The organism is uncultured Intestinimonas sp., assembly GCF_944387725.1.
In the GTDB taxonomy this organism is placed as follows: Bacteria; Bacillota; Clostridia; order Oscillospirales; family Oscillospiraceae; genus Intestinimonas.
Genome location: NZ_CALXGA010000047.1, coordinates 1 through 18,062 on the forward strand (window position 1 = coordinate 1; position 18,062 = coordinate 18,062).

An 18,062-nucleotide genomic window follows, 5' to 3' on the forward strand; every position below is an offset into this window, starting at 1 on the left:
GACAGCGGCTTGTTTGTCAAGGGAGACCACAAGCGGCAGTTTGCCTATGAGGCCCACACGGCCTGTGACAAGCATGGTTTTATTCTGGAGACCGTCGTTACCACCGGGAATGTACATGACAGCGTGGCCTTTGATGAGGTCTATGACCGTGTAACAGCGGCGTTCCCGGAAACGGAGACCATTGTTGCCGACTCCGCTTACAAGACGCCTCATATCTGCAAGAAGGTATTTGAAGATGGACGTGTGCTGTCCACCGCTTACAAGCGGCCTCAGACCAGGAAGGGCGGCCATGAATGGTGGAAGTATGTATATGACGAGTATTACGACTGTGTGCTCTGCCCGGAATTCCAGGTCCTGACTTACCGCACAACCAACCGGGACGGATACCGGGAATACAAAAGCGACCCCAAGATCTGCCTCAACTGTCCCACCCGCCATCTGTGTACCTGCTCCAAGGACTGTGTAAAGACCGTGCAGAGGCATATCTGGAAGGACTACGAGGAATTGGCCGACGACGCCCGCTATACGCCCAAATACCAGGAGCTCTACAAGCGGCGGAAAGAGACCATTGAACGGGTCTTTGCAGACGCCAAGGAAAAACACGCCATGCGTTATACGCAGTACAGAGGCTTGGCCCAGGTTACCAACTGGGTGAAGCTTAAATTTGCTGCCATGAACCTCAAAAAACTGGCCAAATGGCTGTGGAGGGAGAAGCGTTCACCCTTCATTTGTATCCTGCTCTGCACACTTCGCGCCAGAAACCCGGCCTACGCATAAACTGTAGACCGGGTTTCTCGACAGGCTGCGGACCCCTGTGCCAAACGCACAGGGGTCCGTTTTTATCCCGCCGTGGGCGGCCTTGTCTGGGCTTATGGTTCGGTTGGGACCCGATCAATGACCACCTGCCCGTCCCTGTCCAGCAACGGCGTGATGGCGGTGACTCCGGTTGTAACGGACATGAGATAGTTGACGCCTGTCCGCATATCCACCACCAGGATTGCTCCAAATGGAAAGATCTCTTCCTCTGTGACGCAGAATCGTTTCTTCTTGCTGTCGAACATCGCTGCCCCCTCCTCCGGGTCTGGATTGGGCCCCTGTCCGGGGACGGGCCCGTGCAGGCTGCGGTCCGCCTGGGAAACGGCTTCACATGGCGCTCCCCTCCGGCTCAGAATGGGAGCTTGCCGCCCTCCCCGCCGTTGACCACATAGTAGACCGCCCCGTCCTCGGGCTTGACATAGAGGTCCAGGGTCTTGATGGGCGCTCCGGTCCAGGCGGCCTTCACGGCCTCCACAGCCTCCGCCTGGGAGATCTGCCGGCCCTGGTATTGGACGTACAGGGCCACCTTGGGGGCGGTCTTCCGGGTGCGCTTGACGGGAGCCTGCTCCTCCTGCCCTGCGGCGGCCTTGACCGGAGCCTTTGGGCCGGCTGTGGATGCTGCGGCCGGAGCCGCCGCCTTTTTTCTGGTGTTTGCCATCATACATTCTCCTTTTCTTGCGGCAGTGCGCCGTTTCTGCTTGTCCCTTATTTTATCAAAAATTTACAAGAATGACATCGGTTAAATTTACTATTTTTGCGATAAGAAGTGCGGCCTTATAGCTATAATGCCCATCCTTCCGGGAAATTTGGGACATCCGGCGCGGTTTCCCCGCGAATTTCCCCGCCGCAGGCGGGGATGCGCCGCCCTCCGGCGGACTCCCCCCAGCCGCCGCGCTCCCATCCTTTCGCGGAAAACTGTCTCGTGTTCCATCCGGTCAGAAATTGCAGTTTGGCCCCGGAGCAGGCTGGGCGTCTGAGAAGGCGGAGGACGCAGATGGGCTTACCGCCCATCCAGGACGACAACGCACGCAGGCGATCAGCCTGCCCGGGAGCGAATGCAGGATTCTGACCGGATGGAGCACTAGGACGCGCCCGGTCTGGAATAGAGTAAAAGAGGAATTGAAAGGAAGGAGAGGTGGGAGATATGCTGTCCGCCTGGATGATCCTCATACTCAACACGTTGGTGTTTCCGCTGCGGCTTTCAGACGGCGGGTCCTTTCCCAAGCCGCTGAAGGCGGAGGAGGAACGGGCCTGCCTGGAGCGCTTCGCCGCCGGAGACCTGGATGCCAGGAACACCCTCATCGAGCACAACCTGCGTCTGGTGGCGCACATTGTCAAGAACGGTTGATGCGGAAGGAAAGAACTCCCGCAAGGCCAGCGGTGACGCGGCTTTGCGGGAGTTGATATGGGATAAAGCAAAAGGAAGCATTCTCTGGCGCAGTAGTGGACAAGCTTTGTTCAGAGACTATAATAGGGATACACTGATTTACTGGAATGCAATTAGGGCTTGTTTGAAACATGTCAACATGCCCAACCGGCGGGGCCTTTGCCCCCTGGACGGCGCAATTTTTCCTTGAAATCCGCCAGGATTCCTGCGAAAAAATTGCTTGCCAGCGGCCCAAAAACCCTCGCTGCTGGACACAGCGCCGATTTTCAAACAAGCCCTAAAGGGCGCAGGAATCCCAGGCCGGGCGTAGAGAGCCGCCCGCCCTGGCACGCATATGCAGGCTTACGCTGGCAAAGAGCACATGTAATCAGTTGAGATTTTTTCGCAGCCCACGGTAAATCGTCTTTCGGAAACCGAAGATGTTTTTCACAATTCGGAAGGGATGCTCCACTTTGCAGCGTACAGAGGACTTACGGCTCTCGATGTACCGCTCCCAGTCAATGGCGTTGTCGGAGACCCTGGGCAGCCTTGCCCGGGCGGCAGCTGATCCGGTATTCGATGGCGGAAAGCTGTGGGTCATGCTTGATTTCATCCCGTTTTTCCAGTCCCAGATATGCGCTGTCCCCGTAGACGGCCTCATCGTCCTCTCGCAGCAGTTTTGCCGCCGCAGTGACGTCATGGACATTGGCTGGCGTTGCTTCTACCGTATGAACAAAGCCGCTGCCGGCAGCTGTATTCCATATCGCTGAAATTTTCCTGCTTCATTCCTTCCGCCCTATTATACCATATTTTCCACCCTGTGTGGATTAAATCAGCGGTTCCCGAAAACTCAGAAATTCCGTACTTTGTAACCACTTCCGGCGTAAGCCGGCGCACGGAACAGCCGGAGGCCATCAAAGCCCCCTTCGGGGGGCCCCGCAAAAGCGCAGCTTTTGTGAGGAGAGGAAGAACCGTTTCTTTTTCCGCAGAAAAAGAAACGGTTCTTGCCCCAGCCGGGCAGGCGGCCCCCCGGCAGGGTCCCGGAACCACCTCCGGCTGGGAGCCGGAACTGGCAGGGCAGGGCCGTACAGGGGCGGAACCCTGTGCCGGGGGCCCGCTGGGTCCCCTCAGACCCAGCTGTCCTCAATCTCGTGCTTCTTTTCCCGGGTCATCAGCTCCCGGAGGACCACCATGGGGTCCTTTCCGCGGTAGAGCACCTCATAGGCTGCGGCGGAGATGGGCATCTCCACCCCCAGCTTGTCCGCCAGGGCCTTGGCGTTGGCGGCGGCGTAGTATCCCTCCACCACCCCGCCGATCTCCCGCACCGCCTGGGCGGGCGGCGTGCCCTGTCCGATGAGTATCCCGCACCGGCGGTTCCGGGAGTGCATGGAGGTGCAGGTGACAATCAGGTCCCCCACCCCCGCCAGCCCGGCGAAGGTCTCCTTCCGGCCCCCCATGGCCACCCCCAGCCGGGCGATCTCCGTGAGCCCCCGGGTCATTAGGGCCGCCTTGGTGTTGTCCCCGCAGCCCATGCCGTCGCAGCAGCCGGCGCACAGAGCGATGACGTTCTTCATGGCCGCCGCCAGCTCCACCCCCACCACGTCCCCGGAGGCGTAGACCCGGAACCGGGGGTTCATGAAGAGGTCCTGGACCAGCTCAGCGGCCCCCTGGTCCCGGGCCGCCGCCACCACCGCCGTGGGCACCCTCCGGCCCACCTCCTCGGCGTGGGAGGGCCCCGACAGCGCCGCCACCGGATGGCCTTCTCCAATCTCCTCCTCAATGGCCTGGGTCAGGGTGCGGGAGGTCTCCTGCTCGATGCCCTTGGACACCGACACCACCACCGCCCCCGGGTCCAGCAGCGGAGCCAGACGGCGGGCGGTGCTCCGCGCCGCGAAGGAGGGAGTGGCCAGCACCACCACCGGACAGCCCCGGACGCAGGCCAAATCCGTGGTGAGCGCCAGCTCCACCGGAAGGGGCACCCCCTTGAGCATGGGGTTCTCCCCCGTCTCCCGGAGGACCCGGGACTCCTCCTCCGTATAGGACCACAGGGCCACCTCATGGCCGTTTTCCAGCAGCAGCAGGGCCAGGGCCGTCCCCCAGCCCCCGGAGCCAATGACAGAAAGCTTCACCGTACTATACCCCCGTTTCGTTTTTCTTGTGGAAGGTGAGCTTGCTCTCCTCCCCCCGGAAGAGCCGGGCGATGTTACTCCGGTGCTTCCACAAAATGAGCCCGCTGATGAAAATGCCCAGGGCCAGCAGCAGCCCGTCCCGGTAGACAAACCAGGTGGCAAAGGGGAAGGAGGCCGCCGCCCAGCAGGAGCCCAGAGAGACCCACCGGGTCAGCAGCACCAGCACCAGAAAGCCCCCCCACACCACCAGGGCGATGCGCCAGTCCAGCATCAGGACGATGGTCCCCCCGGAGAGGATGCCCTTGCCCCCCTTGAAGTGGAACATACAGGGAAACATGTGTCCCAGCAGACAAAAGAGGCCCGCCCAATATTTGGCCAGCGGGATCACAGAAGCATGGGCGTCCAGGAGATGGACGGCAAAGACGGCGGTCAGGATAGCTACCACTGCCTTGAGCACGTCGCAGAGAATGACTACAAGGGTCAGGGGCCCGCCGAAGGTGCGGTAGAAATTGGTCAGCCCAGCGTTGCCGCTGCCGTGGGTGCGCACGTCGTCACGCAGGATATACTTGGAGACGATGACCGCCCCATTGAAGCAGCCGCAGAGGTAGGCCCAAGCGGCCAGCAGGACCATGGGCAGCCAAAGCTGCCCCAGCAGCTCCGGGTAGGCGGCCAGGGCATTGGGCGCCGCGCCCATGACGACAGAATCCTCCATACTCACCCCTCCTTGTCCCCCTTCTGCCGGATGGTCAGCCGCACCGGCGTCCCCTCCAGGCCGAAGGTGTTCCGAATCTGATTTTCCAGATAGCGCTGATAGGAAAAGTGGAAGAGCTGGGCGTCGTTGCAGAAGCAGACAAAATGGGGCGGCCGGATGCCCACCTGAGTCATATAGAAGATCTTCAGCCGCCTCCCCTTGTCCGTGGGGGGCTGGACCCGGGCGGTGGCGTCGGCCAGCAGGGAGTTGAGCATCCCGGTGGTGATCCGCAGGGAGGCCTGATCCCACACATAGCGGATGAGGGGGAACAGCCGTCCCACCCGCTGCCCCGTCTTGGCCGAGAGAAAGAGGATGGGGGCGTAGGTCATATAGGAGAGGTCCCGGCGGATCTCCCCACGCATCCGGTCCATGGTCTTGTCGTCCTTCTCCACATCGTCCCACTTGTTGACCACGATGATGCTGGCCTTCCCCACCTCGTGGGCCAGACCAGCCACCTTGGTGTCCTGTTCCGTGACCCCCTCGTGGGCGTCGATGAGGATGAGGCAGACGTCGCTGCGCTCAATGGCCATGGTGGCCCGGAGGACGGAGAACTTCTCCACCCGGTCCTCCACCTTGGCCTTCTTCCGCATCCCGGCGGTGTCGATGAGGCGGTACTTCCCCGTCTCATTTTCGAAGAAGCTGTCCACCGCGTCCCGGGTGGTGCCCGCCACGTCGCTGACGATCACCCGCTCCTCCCCCAGAATCCGGTTCACCAGGGAGGACTTGCCCACGTTGGGCTTGCCGATGACCGCCACCTTGATGACGTCGTCCGCCTCCTCCTCCTGGTCCTCCGGGGGGAAATGCTCCAAACAGGCGTCCAGCAGATCCCCGGCGCCGTGGCCGTGGACCGCCGAGACCGGAATGGGGTCCCCCAGGCCCAGGTTGTAGAACTCGTAGATGTCCGGGTTGGTGGGCCCTGTCTGGTCGCACTTGTTCACCGCCAGCACCACTGGCTTCCGGGACCGCAGCAGCAGATTGGCCACCTCCTGGTCCGAAGCGGTAAGGCCCGTCTTGATGTCGCACAGAAGGACGATGACATCGGCGTTCTCTATGGCGATTTCCGCCTGCCGGCGCATGAAGCGCAGAATCTCATCGTCGCTGTCCGGCTCGATGCCGCCGGTGTCCACCAGGTCGAAAACCCGCCCCCGCCACTCGGCCTCGGCGTAGAGCCGGTCCCGGGTGACGCCGGGGGTGTCCTCCACAATGGACAGCCGCTGGCCCACCAGCTTGTTGAAGAGCATGGACTTGCCCACGTTGGGCCGGCCCACAATGGCTACCAAGGGCTTCATAGCTTCCCTCCCTATCGTTCCGGGTTGTACCGGTAATATTCGTCTTCCGGAGGCAGGGCGGCGGCGGACCGCTCCCGGGGCAGGCCCAGGATGGCGCCGGCCAGGTCGAAGCCGCTGCCGGCCTCCACCACCTCCACCGGGACCCCCAGGGCTTGCTCCACCTGCCCCACCGTCACGTCGTCCAGGAAGACGTCCTCCCCGGCCCGGAGCATACAGTCGGGCAGCAGCAGCCGCGTCCCCAGGTCCTGCCCCCGGAGCTGCGCTGTCAGGTCCCCGCCGGTGACCAGCCCCGCCACGGTGATGGTCTCCCCGAAAAAGCGGTTGCGGATGGGGTAGACCCGCCCCTGGAGGCCGGGGCAGCGGGCCTGGGCCTTGTCCACAATTTCCCGCAAAAAGGGGGCGGCGGACACGCCCGTGGCGATGGCGAAGGGGGGCGGCGCGGCGCCGGGGTCCAGGTCCTCCAGGGCAAAAGCGGCCTGGTGCTGGAGGAGCCGGAGCATCCCCACGCCGTTTTCCAGCTGGGGCAGCTCCTCGTAGAAGGCCAGGGGCGGCAGGGGCCGCCCTGCCAGGAGGTAGAACTCGTCGGAGCACCAGGCCAGGCGGGTCCCCTCCGCCTGGAGGAAGGCCCCGGCGAAGGTCCCCACCTGCTCCAGGAGGGCGGCGGCCTGGGCGGAGGTGTAGGGCTCCAGGGGGTACAGGCCCTCCCGGAACCGGGTCAGCCCCACGGGCACCACCGCCACGCTCTCCACCTGGGGGTAGAGCCCTCCCAGGTCTCGGAGGGTGCGGTCCAGGGCGGGGCCGTCGTTGAGGCCGGGGCAGGCCACCACCTGGCAGTTCATGCGGATGCCCGCCTGGGCCAGCCGGGTCATCACCGCCAGACACTCCCCCGCCCGGGGGTTTTTCAGCATTTGGACGCGGAGGTCCGGGTCGGTGGTGTGGACGGAGATGTTAATGGGGCTCACCCGCAGGTCCATGATCCGCTGGAGCGCTCGGGGGGAGAGGTTGGTGAGGGTGATATAGTTGCCCAGCAGGAAGGACAGCCGGGCGTCGTCGTCCTTGAAGTAGAGGCTCTTGCGCATCCCCGGAGGCATCTGGTCCACGAAGCAGAAGAGGCACTGGTTGGCGCAGGACCGGGCCCGGTCCATGAGGTAGGTCTCGAAGTTGAGGCCCAGGTCCTCCCCCTCCTCCTTGCGGATCTTCACGGTCCGCCGCGCCCCGCCGGGGGTCTGGAGGGTCAGGGTGATCCGGGCGTCGTAGCCGTAGAATTTATAGTCCAGCACGTCCGCCACCCGGTGGCCGCTGAGCTCCAGCAGGGTCTCCCCCGGCCGGACCCCCGCCCGCGCCGCCGGACTGCCGGCGTCCACGGAGGCGATCCTGGTGCTCACAGACAATCCCTCCCTCCAGAATTTCGGCCCTTTCCTTTGGGCCTTTTTTCTTTCCATTTGACTTTCGCTTTGCCGAAACAAAAAGAAAGAGGGGAACCGTCCCCTCTGTTCTTTTCTCGGTCTTTAGTTGGCCTTGACCTCGGTAGCCTCCACCTTGGCGAAGCTGCGGCCGTTGTAAGTCATGCAGGACTTGCAGAGCCGGTGGGGCAGGCGGTAAGCGCCGCACTTGGGGCACTTCACCAGGCCGGGAGCCTCCAGCTTCCAAACGGAGCTGCGGCGCTTGTCGCGGCGCTGCTTGGATACTTTACTCTTCGGGACTGCCATCTGTGACACCTCCTTGACGCCCGCTCCACGGGCAGATGCTCATTTACTCGCGCTCTTCCTGTTCCAGCAGCTGGGCGAGCGCTGCCAGCCGGGGGTCCACCTCGGGCCTGCACCGGCACGCCTCCACGTTCAGGTCGGCGCCGCAGCCGGGGCACAGGCCCTTGCAGTCCTCTGAGCAGAGATTCTTGCTCTCCATCGCGAGGACGAAGGCCGTGGCCGCCACCTCGTCCAGGTCCACCTCGTCCCCCTCCAGCAGCACGATCTCGTCGTCGCTGCGCTCGTCGGAGAGCTCCGTGGCCAGAAGGGTCTCCAGAGGGACCACCTTCTCCCGGGCCAGGGGCTTGCCGCACCGGTCGCAGGTCAGATGGAGGGTGGTGGAGGCCGTTCCCTCCAGCAGGAGGGCGCCCGCCATGTTGCGGACCTGTCCCCGCACGGCCACTGGCCGGTCGATGGGGTGGGCCCCGGAAAAGTCCAAGCCGGATAAATCCAGCTGGTAGTCGAAGGGACAGACCCCTCCGGGTACATGGATGATCTCCTTCAGGTTCAGTCGCATGGCACACCTCGCATAATGGCACAAATGACATTATAACGAAACCCCTCTCCAATGTCAAATACTTTTTTTCGCTCTTTCCTTTCCGGCCAGGTCTGTGCTATACTCATCTCAAAAAACCGATGGAAGAGGCGCGGCCATGAGAGAATTCACCGCCACCCAGAACGACGCCGGCCAGCGGCTGGACCGCTGGCTGGGCAAGACCCTGCCCCTCCTCCCGGCCCCCCTGGCCCAGAAGTACCTCCGCCTCAAGCGGGTGAAGGTCAACGGCAGGAGGGCCCGCGGGGACCTGCGGCTCCGGGCCGGGGATGTGCTCCAACTGTATATCAACGACGAGTTCTTCGACCGGCCCCGGGAGGACAACGCCTTTCTGGCGGTCTTCCGGCCCCAGTTGGACATCCTCTATGAGGACGCCCATTTGCTGCTGGTGAACAAGCGCCCCGGCCTGCTGGTCCACCCGGATCAGGGGGAGTACGTCAACACCCTCATCACCCACATTCAGGCCTACCTCTATCAGAAAAAGGAGTGGGACCCCCGGCAGGCGGGGGCCTTCACCCCCGCCCTGTGCAACCGCATCGACCGCAACACCGGGGGCATCGTCATCGCCGCCAAGACCGCCGAGGCCCTGCGGGTCATGAATCAGAAGATCCGGGACCGGGAGATCGAAAAATACTACCTCTGCGCCGTCCACGGCCGGCTGCGGCCCCCCCAGGGGCGGCTGGAGGGCTTCCTGTCCAAGGACGCGGACAAAAATCAGGTGACGGTCCACCGGGCCCCGGTGCCCGGAGGCCGCACCGCCCTCACCCGCTACCGGACCCTCCAGGTAAAGGACGGCCTGTCCCTGGTGGAGTGCGAGCTCATCACCGGCCGGACCCACCAGATCCGGGCCCAGTTCGCCGCCGCCGGCCACCCCCTGCTGGGGGACGGCAAGTACGGCCGGAACCGGGACGACCGCCGCTACGGCCGGAAGTTCCAGGCCCTGTGGTCCTACAAGCTGGTCTTCGCCTTCACCACCCCCGCCGGGGCCCTGGAGTCCCTCAACGGCCGGAGCTGGCAGGTGGACCGGGTGGACTTTGTGGAGGAGTATTTCGGCCCCGGCGCCCTCCCCCGGAGCGGTCCCGGGAATTTTACAGAAAACCCGCCGGAAAGCTATTGACTTTTTTCGCGGAAGCGGATATAGTTAAGGTGCTGTTTTGGAAGGGCGTACCCAACCGCCGGTTTGGGTGCGCCTTTTTTGAGGGCCGCGCCCCGCGCCGCCCGCACAAAACCCATATTTTTCAAGGAAACGGGGGAGGATACATGTCCAAGGAGCTCATCCGCCTGACGGATCTGCGGATGGTGTTCGACGACGAGGTCGTGCTGAACTCCATCAACCTCTATATCAACGACCAGGAGTTCCTCACGCTGCTGGGCCCCTCTGGGTGCGGCAAGACCACCACCCTGCGCATCATCGGCGGCTTCCAGAGGCCCACCTCTGGGGACGTGTTCTTCGACGGCGTGCGCATCAACGACGTGCCGCCCCACAAGCGGAAGGTCAACACGGTCTTTCAGAAGTACGCCCTGTTCCCCCATATGAACATCTTCGAGAACGTGGCCTTCGGCCTGCGCATCCGCAAGGTCCCCCCGGCGGAGCTCAAGCGCCGGGTGGAGGAGGCCCTGGAGCTGGTGAACCTGCCCGGCTACGGCAAGCGGAGCGTGGACTCCCTCTCCGGCGGCCAGCAGCAGCGCATCGCCATCGCCCGGGCCATTGTCAACCGCCCCCAGGTCCTTCTGCTGGACGAGCCCCTGGGGGCCCTGGACCTGAAGCTCCGAAAGGACATGCAGATTGAGCTCAAGAAGATTCAGCAGCAGGTGGGCATCACCTTCATCTATGTCACCCATGACCAGGAGGAGGCCCTCACCATGTCCGACACCATCGTGGTCATGGACAAGGGCAGCATTCAGCAGATCGGCACCCCGGAGGACATCTACAACGAGCCCAAGAACGCCTTTGTGGCCGACTTCATCGGGGAGTCCAACATCATCGACGGCGTCATGTACGCCGACGGGGTGGTGGGTCTGTACGGCAAGCTCTTCCCCTGCCTGGACAAGGGCTTTGACAAGGACGAGCCCGTGGACGTGGTCATCCGCCCCGAGGACATCGACATCGTCCCCGAGGACCAGGGCCAGCTCACCGGCACCGTCACCGAGGTCACCTTCAAGGGGGTCCACTACGACACCATCGTGGACTTCCGGGGCTTTAAGTGGCTCATCCAGACCACCGACTACTCCCCGGTGGGCTCCCGCATCGGTGTGAAGATCGACCCCGACGGCTTCCACATCATGAAGAAGAGCGCCTATTCCGGCACCTTCGGCGACTACAGCTCCTACAGCGACGCCTATGACGAACTCAACGAGGGGCCGGAGGGGGAGGACGGCCATGAAGCATAAATCTCTGGCCATTCCCTATGTGGGGTGGATGGCCCTCTTTGTTGTCGCCCCCCTGATTCTGGTGGTGGTCTACGCCTTCACCACCCGGGAGGGCGGCTTTACCCTAGATAATTTTTCCAATATGGTCCAGTACGCCGGGGTCTTCGGCCGGTCCTTCCTGCTGGCATTCCTGGCCACCCTGGTGTGCATCCTCCTGGGCTACCCCCTGGCCCTGCTGCTGGCCCGGGAGCAGAGCCGCCTGCGGGGCATGGCCATGCTCCTCATCATGCTGCCCATGTGGATGAACTTCCTGCTGCGGACCTATTCCTGGGTCTTCCTGCTGGAGCGCAACGGCTTTTTCAACACCCTGCTGGAGACGGTGGGCCTGCCCAAGCTGGACATCATCGGCACCCCCGCGGCCGTGGTGCTGGGCATGGTCTACAACTTCCTGCCCTTCATGGTGCTGCCCATTTTCTCGGTCATCGAGAAGATCGACCCCCGGGTCATTGAGGCCGCCCAGGATTTGGGGGCCAACAGCGCCCAAGTCTTCCGCCGGGTGATCTTCCCCCTGTCCCTGCCGGGTGTCCTCTCGGGGGTCACCATGGTGTTTATCCCCTCGGTGTCCACCTTTGTCATCTCCCGGCTGCTGGGGGGCGGCATGAATTTGCTGCTGGGGGACCTTATCGAGATGCAGTTTTTGGGCTCGGCCTATAACCCCCATCTGGGCTCGGCCATTTCCCTGGTGATGATGGTCATTGTCCTGGTGAGCATGGGCCTTATGAACCGCTTCGGCGAGGGCGAGGGGGAGGCGGTGCTGCTGTGAAAAAGAACGGGCCCATCTCCCGGATCTATATCTTCCTCATCTTCCTCTTCCTCTACGCCCCCATCTTTGTGCTCATCGCCTTCTCCTTCAACGACTCCCGGAGCAACGCCGTGTGGGGGGGCTTCACCCTGGACTGGTATCTGGAGCTCTTCCAGAACCGCTCGGTGCTGGAGGCATTGCAGACCACCCTGCTGGTGTCGGTGCTGGCCACCGCCATCGCCACCGTGGCCGGTACGGCCTCAGCCATCGGCTTTTATAACCTCAGGGGCCGGGCCAGGACGGTCTGCCTGTCGGTGAACAACATCCCTTTGACCAACGCCGACATCATCACGGGCGTGTCCATGATGCTCCTCTTCGTCTTCACCGGGCAGGTGCTGGCCCAGTGGGGGATCGACTTCAGCCTGGGCTTTCCCACCCTGCTCATCGCCCACATCACCTTTGACATCCCCTACGTCATCCTCTCAGTGATGCCCAAGCTCCGGCAGCTGGACCCCCATCTGGCGGAGGCCGCCCAGGATCTGGGGGCCACCGGCCTGTACGCCTTCTTCAAGGTGGTGCTGCCGGAGCTCATGCCCGGCATTGTCAGCGGGATGCTCATCGCCTTCACCATGAGCATCGACGACTTTCTCATCAGCTACTTCACCGCCGGGGGCCAGACCTCCACCCTCTCCATGGTGGTCTACTCCATGGTGCGCCGGCGGGTGAGCCCTGAGATCAACGCCCTGTCCACATTGATGTTCCTGGCGGTGCTGCTGCTGCTCATCCTCATCAACCTGCGGCAGAGCGGCGGGCTCCGGCGCTCCAGACGGGCTGGGCGCGGCCCGGCCGCCGAGGGCATTCTCTCTCTGGCCAACGAGGACCTGGATGTCCCCGCCCAAGACCGATAACTCGGCCCTCTGGGCCTGGTTATAGATTTGTTGCTGAAAGGAGCAGACGAAAGGAATTGAAAAAGACTCTGGCTATCGCGGTGAGCGCCGCCATGCTCACCGGACTCCTGTCCGCCTGCGGCGGGAGCGGCACTGCTTCCAACGGGGAAGTGAACGTCTACAACTGGGGGGAGTATATCGACGAGTCCGTGCTGGACGACTTCGAGGCCCAGACCGGCATCAAGGTCAACTACCAGTACTACGACAGCAATGAGACCATGTACGCCATGCTCTCCGGCGGCGGCGCCGAATACGACGTCATCATCCCCTCCGACTACATGATCGCCCGCCTCATCTCGGAAGACATGCTGGAGCCCCTGAACTTTGACAACATCCCCAACTTCTCCGACATCGACCCGGAGCTGAAGAACCCGGAGTACGACCCGGAGAACCTTTACTCGGTCCCCTACATGTGGGGTCTGATGGGGGTCATCTACAACACCGCCATGGTGGACGAGGCCGACCTGGGCAGCTGGGACCTCCTCTGGAATGAGAAGTACGCCGGCGACATCGTGATGATCGACAACTCCCGGGACGCCATCGGCATCGCCCTGAAGTCCCTGGGCTACTCCTACAACACCACCGACGAGACCCAGATTGTGGAGGCGGTGGATCTGCTCATCCAGCAGCGGCCCATTCTCCAGGGCTACGTCATGGACGAGATCTTTGGCAAGCTGGAGGGGGGCAACGCCGCCATTGGCACCTATTACTACGGCGACTACCTGACCATGCTGGAGTCCAACCCCGACCTTGGCTTCTACCTCCCGGAGGAGGGCACCAACATCTATGTGGACGCCATGTGCATCCCCAAGGGGGCGGCCAACAAGGAGAACGCCGAGGCCTTCATCAACTTCATGTGCTCTACGGAGGTGGGCCTGAAGAACTGCGAGGCCATCTGGTACTCCACCCCCCTGCTCTCCGTCCGGGAGGAGCTGGACCCGGAGGTCTCCTCCGACCCCTACGCCTACCCCGGCGCGGAGATTCTGGCTCAGTGCGAGAGCTACGCCGGCCTGCCCCAGAACATTCTGGACCTCTACGACAGCGAGTGGACCCGGCTCAAGTCGGCCACCTGACGCGTCGGAACCGCCCAAGGGCCCCGAAGGATTTCGGGGTCCTTTTTGCGCCTGACGGCGTTCCGCCCCCTTTGATCCTTCATCTTTGTACAGTGTTGCCCTTGCATTTTTTTCCGGCGTATTGTAGACTAATATTTGTTATTTGCACATACTCCAAGCAGGGCCGGAGGGGCCGCCTGGGGGCGGACGCCGGACCCAGACAGAGAATAAGGAGGAAATCCCAATGTCTATCACCGTAGGAACCAAGGGCCGGGCCGAGACCGTGGTTACCCGGGAGAATACCGCCGCCGCCGTGGGCTCCGGGCTGGTGCCCGTCTTCGGCACCCCCTTCATGATCGCTCTGATGGAGAACGCCGCCGTGGACGCCCTGGCCCCTTATATGGAGGCCGGACAGGGCTCTGTGGGCACCCATCTGGACGTCTCCCACGACGCCGCCACCCCCATCGGCCTGAAGGTCTGGGCCGAGGCCGAGGTCACCGCCGTGGACGGCAAGGCCCTCACCTTCGCCGTCACCGCCTATGACGAGGCCGGCCCCATCGGCAAGGGGACCCACAACCGCTTCATCATCGACGTGGAGCGCTTCCTGGCCAAGACCGAAAAGAAGAAGGTGGACTGACCGTGTCCATTCAGCATGTGCGCGCCTATCTGCGGGAGCGGGGCCTGGAGGACCGGGTGCGGGAGTTCGACGTCTCCAGCGCCACAGTGGACCTGGCCGCCCAGGCCGTGGGCTGTGAACCGGCCCGCATCGCCAAGACCCTCTCCTTCGCCCACGAGGGCGGGGCGCTGCTGCTGGTCTGTGCCGGGGACGCCAAGGTGGACAACGGCAAGTTCAAGGCCCTCTTCCACCACAAGGCTTCCATGCTCACCCCGGAGCAGGCCCTGGCCCTCACCGGTCACGCCGTGGGGGGCGTGTGCCCCTTCGCCCTCCCGGACGGCGTCCCCGTCTATCTGGACGTCTCCCTCCGGCGCTTCGACACCGTCTACCCCGCCGCCGGCAGCGCCAACTCCGCCGTCCGGCTCAGCCCGGAGGAGCTCTCGGCCTGCACCGGCGCCGGCTGGGTGGACGTGTGCAAGGGCTGGCAGGACTGATTTCGACGGAAGCTCCAGGCGCCCCGCTCCGGTGGGGCGCCTTTTTTCGTGCCCCCATACCACCGGGCGGCTTCCCGTTATAATCACTGGAAAAGGCAGAAACCGCCACCGGGCAGGGCGACGGTTTCTTAGGGCTTGTTTGAAAATTGGCGATGTGTCCAGCAGCGAGGGATTTTGGGCCGCTGGCAAGCAATTTTTTCGCAGGAATCCTGGCGGATTTCAAGGAAAAATTGCGCCGTCCAGGGGGCAAAAGCCCCGCTGATTGGGCATGTTGACATTTTTCAAACAAGCCCTAGCGGTTGAAAGACCTGCCGGCGGGGTGTGTTGACGATGTTCAAACAAGCCCTAATAGGCGATGACATCCACCATCTGAAAGCCCTCCGGCGCCGGCATCCCGCCAAGCTCCGCCACTGAGACGGCCGCAAGGATGCCCGCCGCCGTTGGGAGGACGGCCAGCTCGTCCTCCGCAGGGTCCCGATACAGTTTTTTCAGCCGCTGTTCCTCCGCCCAGCTCCAGTGGGCGGGCAGGCTGACGCGATTGAGCCGGCCTTCCGTGAGAATGGCCCCGTCCCCTGTGGCGCGGGACGTCCGCCTCCGCTTCAGCTCCAGCGCCGCCTGCATCTCCTTCTCCTTGTCCTCCTGGGCCCGCTTTCTCCTGATTTCCGTGAGCTGCTCGTCGTCAAACCGGCGCATCTTTTTGTTCGCCAGCAAAAGCAGCCTCTCCAGGGACTTCAAAGCCTTTTTTGCCTTCAGGCGCGCTTTGTCATCCCCGTAAGCGGCCACGAGCTTGAGGGCGCTGATGCTCCGCCGGACCTCTGCGGCAACCGATTGCACCGCTGTTTTTGTCTTGGCCCCGGCCAGCTTGGAATAGGCCGCCCCGGTTTGATAGCAGGCGGAACGCGGCGATCCGGATTTCGCCTGCTCCTGCGCCGCAGAGGATGGCAGCAGGTCGGAAAGGGCCTCCTCCTGCCGCCGGCCCCACGCCTGGACCCAGCCGGTGCGCTCTTCTTCCGCATCGGAGGTGCGCATCAGAACGGCGGCGGCCTCCTCGCCCAGCCACGCGGCCGCCCCCTTCTGAAAGCGGCCCAGCCGCCGGACCACCTCCAGAACGGCCTGGGCCTTGCGGCGGCAGGCTCCCTCATCCGCGCCGAGCCGGGCCATAAACTCCCTGGACAGCAGCAAGGCGTACCCATCCCCCATATCCCTTAACGTCCGGGAGAGCAGATCGTCCCCGCAGGCCGCTGGCCCGTCAGAAATCACAATCTGGAGCTCTGGGTGCGCCGCTTGCAGCCGCTTCAAAAATTCCCCAAACCGCGCCTCGGCCCGGGCCTGCATTTGGGGCGTCCGATCCATGAAAACGGTATCCTTCCTGGGTCCCTGGGCCTTCTCGGACCGCCGGGCCGGCGGCGGATTGGGCACGCGCCCCTCCGCCTGGATGGGTTCGCCCCGGACCCCGCTGATTCCTGTCATTCCTCCCACTCCTTGCCTGTATAGACTCACGAAAATGGAACGGTTCTGGGTGTGATCCCTCTATGGAGAATATCGGCAGAAGCTGGATAAAATAAAGAGGGGGGGCAGGATATCTTTTCTGCAGGACCACAAAAGGGAAAAAAGGGCTTTACAAGCCAGTGGAAACGTGATAAAATAATTCGGCTAGCCAGATACCATTCGGCCCGGCGGGGCCGGGCACTCTGGGGCAGAATTCCTTCCATGGAGGTGGCGCGGGATGGAATCCAAGCTGGTCAAGCCCATCGCCTCCAACCGCAAGGCCTACCACGACTACTTTGTGGAGGAGAAGTACGAGGCCGGCCTCGCGCTGTGCGGCACCGAGGTCAAGTCCATTCGGATGGGCCATGTGAATCTGAAGGATGCCTTCTGCGTCGTCAAGGACGGGCAGATGGTGGTCCACGGGATGCATGTAAGCCCCTATGAGAAGGGCAACATCTTCAACCGGGACCCCCTCCGGCCCCGGCAGCTGCTGATGCACAAGCGGGAGATTCTCCGGCTCTACGGCAGGGTGAAGCAGGACGGCTACACCCTGGTGCCCCTGTCCATCTACTTCAAGGGGCCCCACATCAAGCTGGAGGTGGGCCTGTGCAAGGGCAAGAAGCGCTTTGACAAGCGGGAGGCCGCCGCCGCCCGGGACGCCAAGCGGGAGATGGACCGGCATTTGAAGGAGCGCAACCGCTAGACGGCGTGAAAAGGAGTGTATTCCCATGGCAAAGAATCCCGTAGCCACCATTGAGATGGAGGATGGCCGGAAGATGGTGGTGGAGCTCTACCCCCAGACGGCCCCCAACACGGTGAACAACTTTATCCATCTGGCCCAGTCGGGCTTTTACGACGGCCTGACCTTCCACCGGGTCATCCCGGGCTTTATGATCCAGGGGGGCTGTCCCCAGGGCACCGGCATGGGAGGGCCGGGCTACGCCATTCGGGGGGAGTTCTCCGGCAACGGCTTCCCCAATGAGCTCAAGCACGAGCGTGGGGTGCTGTCCATGGCCCGGGCCATGTCCCCCAACTCCGCCGGCAGCCAGTTCTTCATCATGGTGGAGGAGGCCCCCCATCTGGACGGCCAGTACGCCGCCTTCGGCAAGGTCATCGAGGGGATGGAGACGGCGGACGCCATTGTGAACCAGCCCCGGGACGCCATGGACCGCCCCCGGCAGGACCAGTGCATCAAATCTATCACGGTAGAGACCTTTGGGGAGGCGTATCCCCAGCCGGAGACCTGCTGAGGGCTCCCCCGGCTTCCGGGGGGCCCTCTCCTGACTGCGGGGGCGTACCGGTTTCGACGGGGACGCAGAGGCGGGAATAGCGGGCGGATGCGCCCAGCATCCTTAAAATGGGCATTCTTTATAAATTAAAGAACAACGACAACTACGCACTCGCCGCGGCCTGATTAGCCCGCGGCCGTCCTGCCCGGAAGGCCCACGAGCCGGAGCGGGGCGTCATTTCAGTGGGGACCGTGCGTGCGCTAAGCTTTGCGCGCACCATGAATCATGAAGCTACCGACCCTTTGAGCGTGACGGCTCGCGCTTAGGGAAGGGAATCTCAGTTAACCGTCTGCGCCCGGAGAAGTTCCCGTTGAAACGTTTTCGGACGGGGGTTCAACTCCCCCCGCCTCCACCA

General features: G+C 63.1%; 21 protein-coding genes and 1 other RNA gene. 12 read left to right on the forward strand and 10 right to left on the reverse strand.

Annotation, left to right across the window (positions count from 1 at the left end; all coding sequences use genetic code 11):
* A partial coding sequence (locus Q0K09_RS07575) for a transposase (protein WP_294474918.1) occupies positions 1–777 on the forward strand: 777 nt, incomplete at its 5' end.
* Positions 778–869: 92 nt separating this feature from the next.
* Here Q0K09_RS07575 and Q0K09_RS07580 read toward each other — a convergent pair.
* Both Q0K09_RS07580 and Q0K09_RS07585 read right to left on the reverse strand, forming a co-directional pair.
* Positions 870–1,061, reverse strand: coding sequence for a DUF6440 family protein (locus tag Q0K09_RS07580; RefSeq protein ID WP_294474920.1), 192 nt, complete (start codon positions 1,059–1,061; stop codon positions 870–872).
* 104 nt (positions 1,062–1,165) lie between these two features.
* Positions 1,166–1,537, reverse strand: a complete 372-nt coding sequence (locus Q0K09_RS07585) for a DUF6465 family protein (RefSeq protein ID WP_365931810.1) — start codon at positions 1,535–1,537, stop codon at positions 1,166–1,168.
* A gap of 423 nt (positions 1,538–1,960) precedes the next feature.
* On the opposite strand from Q0K09_RS07585, the gene Q0K09_RS07590 reads away from it, so the two are divergent.
* Positions 1,961–2,164, forward strand: a complete 204-nt coding sequence (locus Q0K09_RS07590; RefSeq protein ID WP_365931798.1) for a sporulation sigma factor SigK — start codon at positions 1,961–1,963, stop codon at positions 2,162–2,164.
* A gap of 536 nt (positions 2,165–2,700) precedes the next feature.
* Here Q0K09_RS07590 and Q0K09_RS07595 read toward each other — a convergent pair.
* From Q0K09_RS07595 to Q0K09_RS07625, 7 genes are all read right to left on the reverse strand, one after another.
* Positions 2,701–2,955, reverse strand: coding sequence for a transposase (locus Q0K09_RS07595; RefSeq protein ID WP_365931812.1), 255 nt, complete (start codon positions 2,953–2,955; stop codon positions 2,701–2,703).
* Positions 2,956–3,309: 354 nt separating this feature from the next.
* Positions 3,310–4,311 carry an NAD(P)H-dependent glycerol-3-phosphate dehydrogenase gene (locus Q0K09_RS07600; protein WP_294474922.1) on the reverse strand — a complete coding sequence of 334 codons (1,002 nt, stop codon included), beginning with the start codon at positions 4,309–4,311 and terminating at the stop codon, positions 3,310–3,312.
* A gap of 4 nt (positions 4,312–4,315) precedes the next feature.
* Complete coding sequence (locus Q0K09_RS07605; RefSeq protein ID WP_294474924.1) at positions 4,316–5,023, reverse strand: glycerol-3-phosphate acyltransferase; 708 nt, start codon at positions 5,021–5,023, stop codon at positions 4,316–4,318.
* A 2-nt stretch (positions 5,024–5,025) separates the two neighbouring features.
* Positions 5,026–6,351 carry a ribosome biogenesis GTPase Der gene (gene der, locus Q0K09_RS07610; RefSeq protein WP_294474927.1) on the reverse strand — a complete coding sequence of 442 codons (1,326 nt, stop codon included), beginning with the start codon at positions 6,349–6,351 and terminating at the stop codon, positions 5,026–5,028.
* Between the two features lie 11 nt (positions 6,352–6,362).
* Positions 6,363–7,742, reverse strand: a complete 1,380-nt coding sequence (locus Q0K09_RS07615; RefSeq protein ID WP_294474928.1) for a DUF512 domain-containing protein — start codon at positions 7,740–7,742, stop codon at positions 6,363–6,365.
* A gap of 117 nt (positions 7,743–7,859) precedes the next feature.
* Positions 7,860–8,060, reverse strand: a complete 201-nt coding sequence (gene rpmF, locus Q0K09_RS07620) for a 50S ribosomal protein L32 (RefSeq protein ID WP_294474930.1) — start codon at positions 8,058–8,060, stop codon at positions 7,860–7,862.
* Positions 8,061–8,103: 43 nt separating this feature from the next.
* Positions 8,104–8,613: a DUF177 domain-containing protein gene (locus Q0K09_RS07625; RefSeq protein ID WP_294474931.1), complete on the reverse strand. Its 510-nt coding sequence runs from the start codon at positions 8,611–8,613 to the stop codon at positions 8,104–8,106.
* Between the two features lie 136 nt (positions 8,614–8,749).
* On the opposite strand from Q0K09_RS07625, the gene Q0K09_RS07630 reads away from it, so the two are divergent.
* From Q0K09_RS07630 to Q0K09_RS07660, 7 genes are all read left to right on the forward strand, one after another.
* The gene (locus tag Q0K09_RS07630; protein WP_294474932.1) at positions 8,750–9,766 is read left to right on the forward strand and encodes an RluA family pseudouridine synthase; all 1,017 of its coding nucleotides are present in this window, start codon (positions 8,750–8,752) and stop codon (positions 9,764–9,766) included.
* 143 nt (positions 9,767–9,909) lie between these two features.
* A complete protein-coding gene (locus Q0K09_RS07635) occupies positions 9,910–11,040 on the forward strand; it encodes an ABC transporter ATP-binding protein (protein ID WP_294474934.1) in 1,131 nt (376 codons plus the stop codon).
* Complete coding sequence (locus Q0K09_RS07640; protein ID WP_294474936.1) at positions 11,030–11,842, forward strand: ABC transporter permease; 813 nt, start codon at positions 11,030–11,032, stop codon at positions 11,840–11,842. Before Q0K09_RS07635 ends, Q0K09_RS07640 begins: the two co-directional genes overlap by 11 nt.
* Positions 11,839–12,729 carry an ABC transporter permease gene (locus tag Q0K09_RS07645; protein WP_294474937.1) on the forward strand — a complete coding sequence of 297 codons (891 nt, stop codon included), beginning with the start codon at positions 11,839–11,841 and terminating at the stop codon, positions 12,727–12,729. Before Q0K09_RS07640 ends, Q0K09_RS07645 begins: the two co-directional genes overlap by 4 nt.
* Positions 12,730–12,785: 56 nt before the next feature.
* The gene (locus tag Q0K09_RS07650) at positions 12,786–13,841 is read left to right on the forward strand and encodes a spermidine/putrescine ABC transporter substrate-binding protein (RefSeq protein WP_294474938.1); all 1,056 of its coding nucleotides are present in this window, start codon (positions 12,786–12,788) and stop codon (positions 13,839–13,841) included.
* A 223-nt stretch (positions 13,842–14,064) separates the two neighbouring features.
* Positions 14,065–14,457: a thioesterase family protein gene (locus tag Q0K09_RS07655; protein WP_294474940.1), complete on the forward strand. Its 393-nt coding sequence runs from the start codon at positions 14,065–14,067 to the stop codon at positions 14,455–14,457.
* 2 nt (positions 14,458–14,459) lie between these two features.
* Complete coding sequence (locus Q0K09_RS07660) at positions 14,460–14,930, forward strand: YbaK/EbsC family protein (protein ID WP_294474942.1); 471 nt, start codon at positions 14,460–14,462, stop codon at positions 14,928–14,930.
* A gap of 345 nt (positions 14,931–15,275) precedes the next feature.
* On the opposite strand, the gene Q0K09_RS07665 is transcribed toward Q0K09_RS07660, so the two are convergent.
* Positions 15,276–16,400, reverse strand: a complete 1,125-nt coding sequence (locus Q0K09_RS07665; RefSeq protein ID WP_294474944.1) for a hypothetical protein — start codon at positions 16,398–16,400, stop codon at positions 15,276–15,278.
* A 256-nt stretch (positions 16,401–16,656) separates the two neighbouring features.
* On the opposite strand from Q0K09_RS07665, the gene smpB reads away from it, so the two are divergent.
* The 3 genes from smpB to ssrA all read left to right on the forward strand — a co-directional run bounded on the left by smpB (position 16,657) and on the right by ssrA (position 18,062).
* On the forward strand, positions 16,657–17,121 hold the full coding sequence (gene smpB, locus Q0K09_RS07670; protein WP_294474945.1) for an SsrA-binding protein SmpB: 465 nt from the start codon (positions 16,657–16,659) through the stop codon (positions 17,119–17,121).
* 25 nt (positions 17,122–17,146) lie between these two features.
* A complete protein-coding gene (locus tag Q0K09_RS07675; RefSeq protein ID WP_294474947.1) occupies positions 17,147–17,668 on the forward strand; it encodes a peptidylprolyl isomerase in 522 nt (173 codons plus the stop codon).
* A 38-nt stretch (positions 17,669–17,706) separates the two neighbouring features.
* Positions 17,707–18,062, forward strand: a transfer-messenger RNA (tmRNA) gene (ssrA, locus tag Q0K09_RS07680).

What these genes read in the sequence shown, in the direction of transcription:
- rpmF (WP_294474930.1), bottom strand. Translation starts at nt 8,060, where the DNA reads ATGGCAGTCCCGAAGAGTAAAGTATCCAAGCAGCGCCGCGACAAGCGC.
- Q0K09_RS07635 (WP_294474934.1), top strand. Translation starts at nt 9,910, where the DNA reads ATGTCCAAGGAGCTCATCCGCCTGACGGATCTGCGGATGGTGTTCGAC.
- Q0K09_RS07640 (WP_294474936.1), top strand. Translation starts at nt 11,030, where the DNA reads ATGAAGCATAAATCTCTGGCCATTCCCTATGTGGGGTGGATGGCCCTC.
- Q0K09_RS07665 (WP_294474944.1), bottom strand. Translation starts at nt 16,400, where the DNA reads ATGACAGGAATCAGCGGGGTCCGGGGCGAACCCATCCAGGCGGAGGGG.
- Q0K09_RS07590 (WP_365931798.1), top strand. Translation starts at nt 1,961, where the DNA reads ATGCTGTCCGCCTGGATGATCCTCATACTCAACACGTTGGTGTTTCCG.
- Q0K09_RS07655 (WP_294474940.1), top strand. Translation starts at nt 14,065, where the DNA reads ATGTCTATCACCGTAGGAACCAAGGGCCGGGCCGAGACCGTGGTTACC.
- Q0K09_RS07605 (WP_294474924.1), bottom strand. Translation starts at nt 5,023, where the DNA reads ATGGAGGATTCTGTCGTCATGGGCGCGGCGCCCAATGCCCTGGCCGCC.
- Q0K09_RS07580 (WP_294474920.1), bottom strand. Translation starts at nt 1,061, where the DNA reads ATGTTCGACAGCAAGAAGAAACGATTCTGCGTCACAGAGGAAGAGATC.
- Q0K09_RS07630 (WP_294474932.1), top strand. Translation starts at nt 8,750, where the DNA reads ATGAGAGAATTCACCGCCACCCAGAACGACGCCGGCCAGCGGCTGGAC.
- smpB (WP_294474945.1), top strand. Translation starts at nt 16,657, where the DNA reads ATGGAATCCAAGCTGGTCAAGCCCATCGCCTCCAACCGCAAGGCCTAC.
- Q0K09_RS07625 (WP_294474931.1), bottom strand. Translation starts at nt 8,613, where the DNA reads ATGCGACTGAACCTGAAGGAGATCATCCATGTACCCGGAGGGGTCTGT.
- der (WP_294474927.1), bottom strand. Translation starts at nt 6,351, where the DNA reads ATGAAGCCCTTGGTAGCCATTGTGGGCCGGCCCAACGTGGGCAAGTCC.
- Q0K09_RS07675 (WP_294474947.1), top strand. Translation starts at nt 17,147, where the DNA reads ATGGCAAAGAATCCCGTAGCCACCATTGAGATGGAGGATGGCCGGAAG.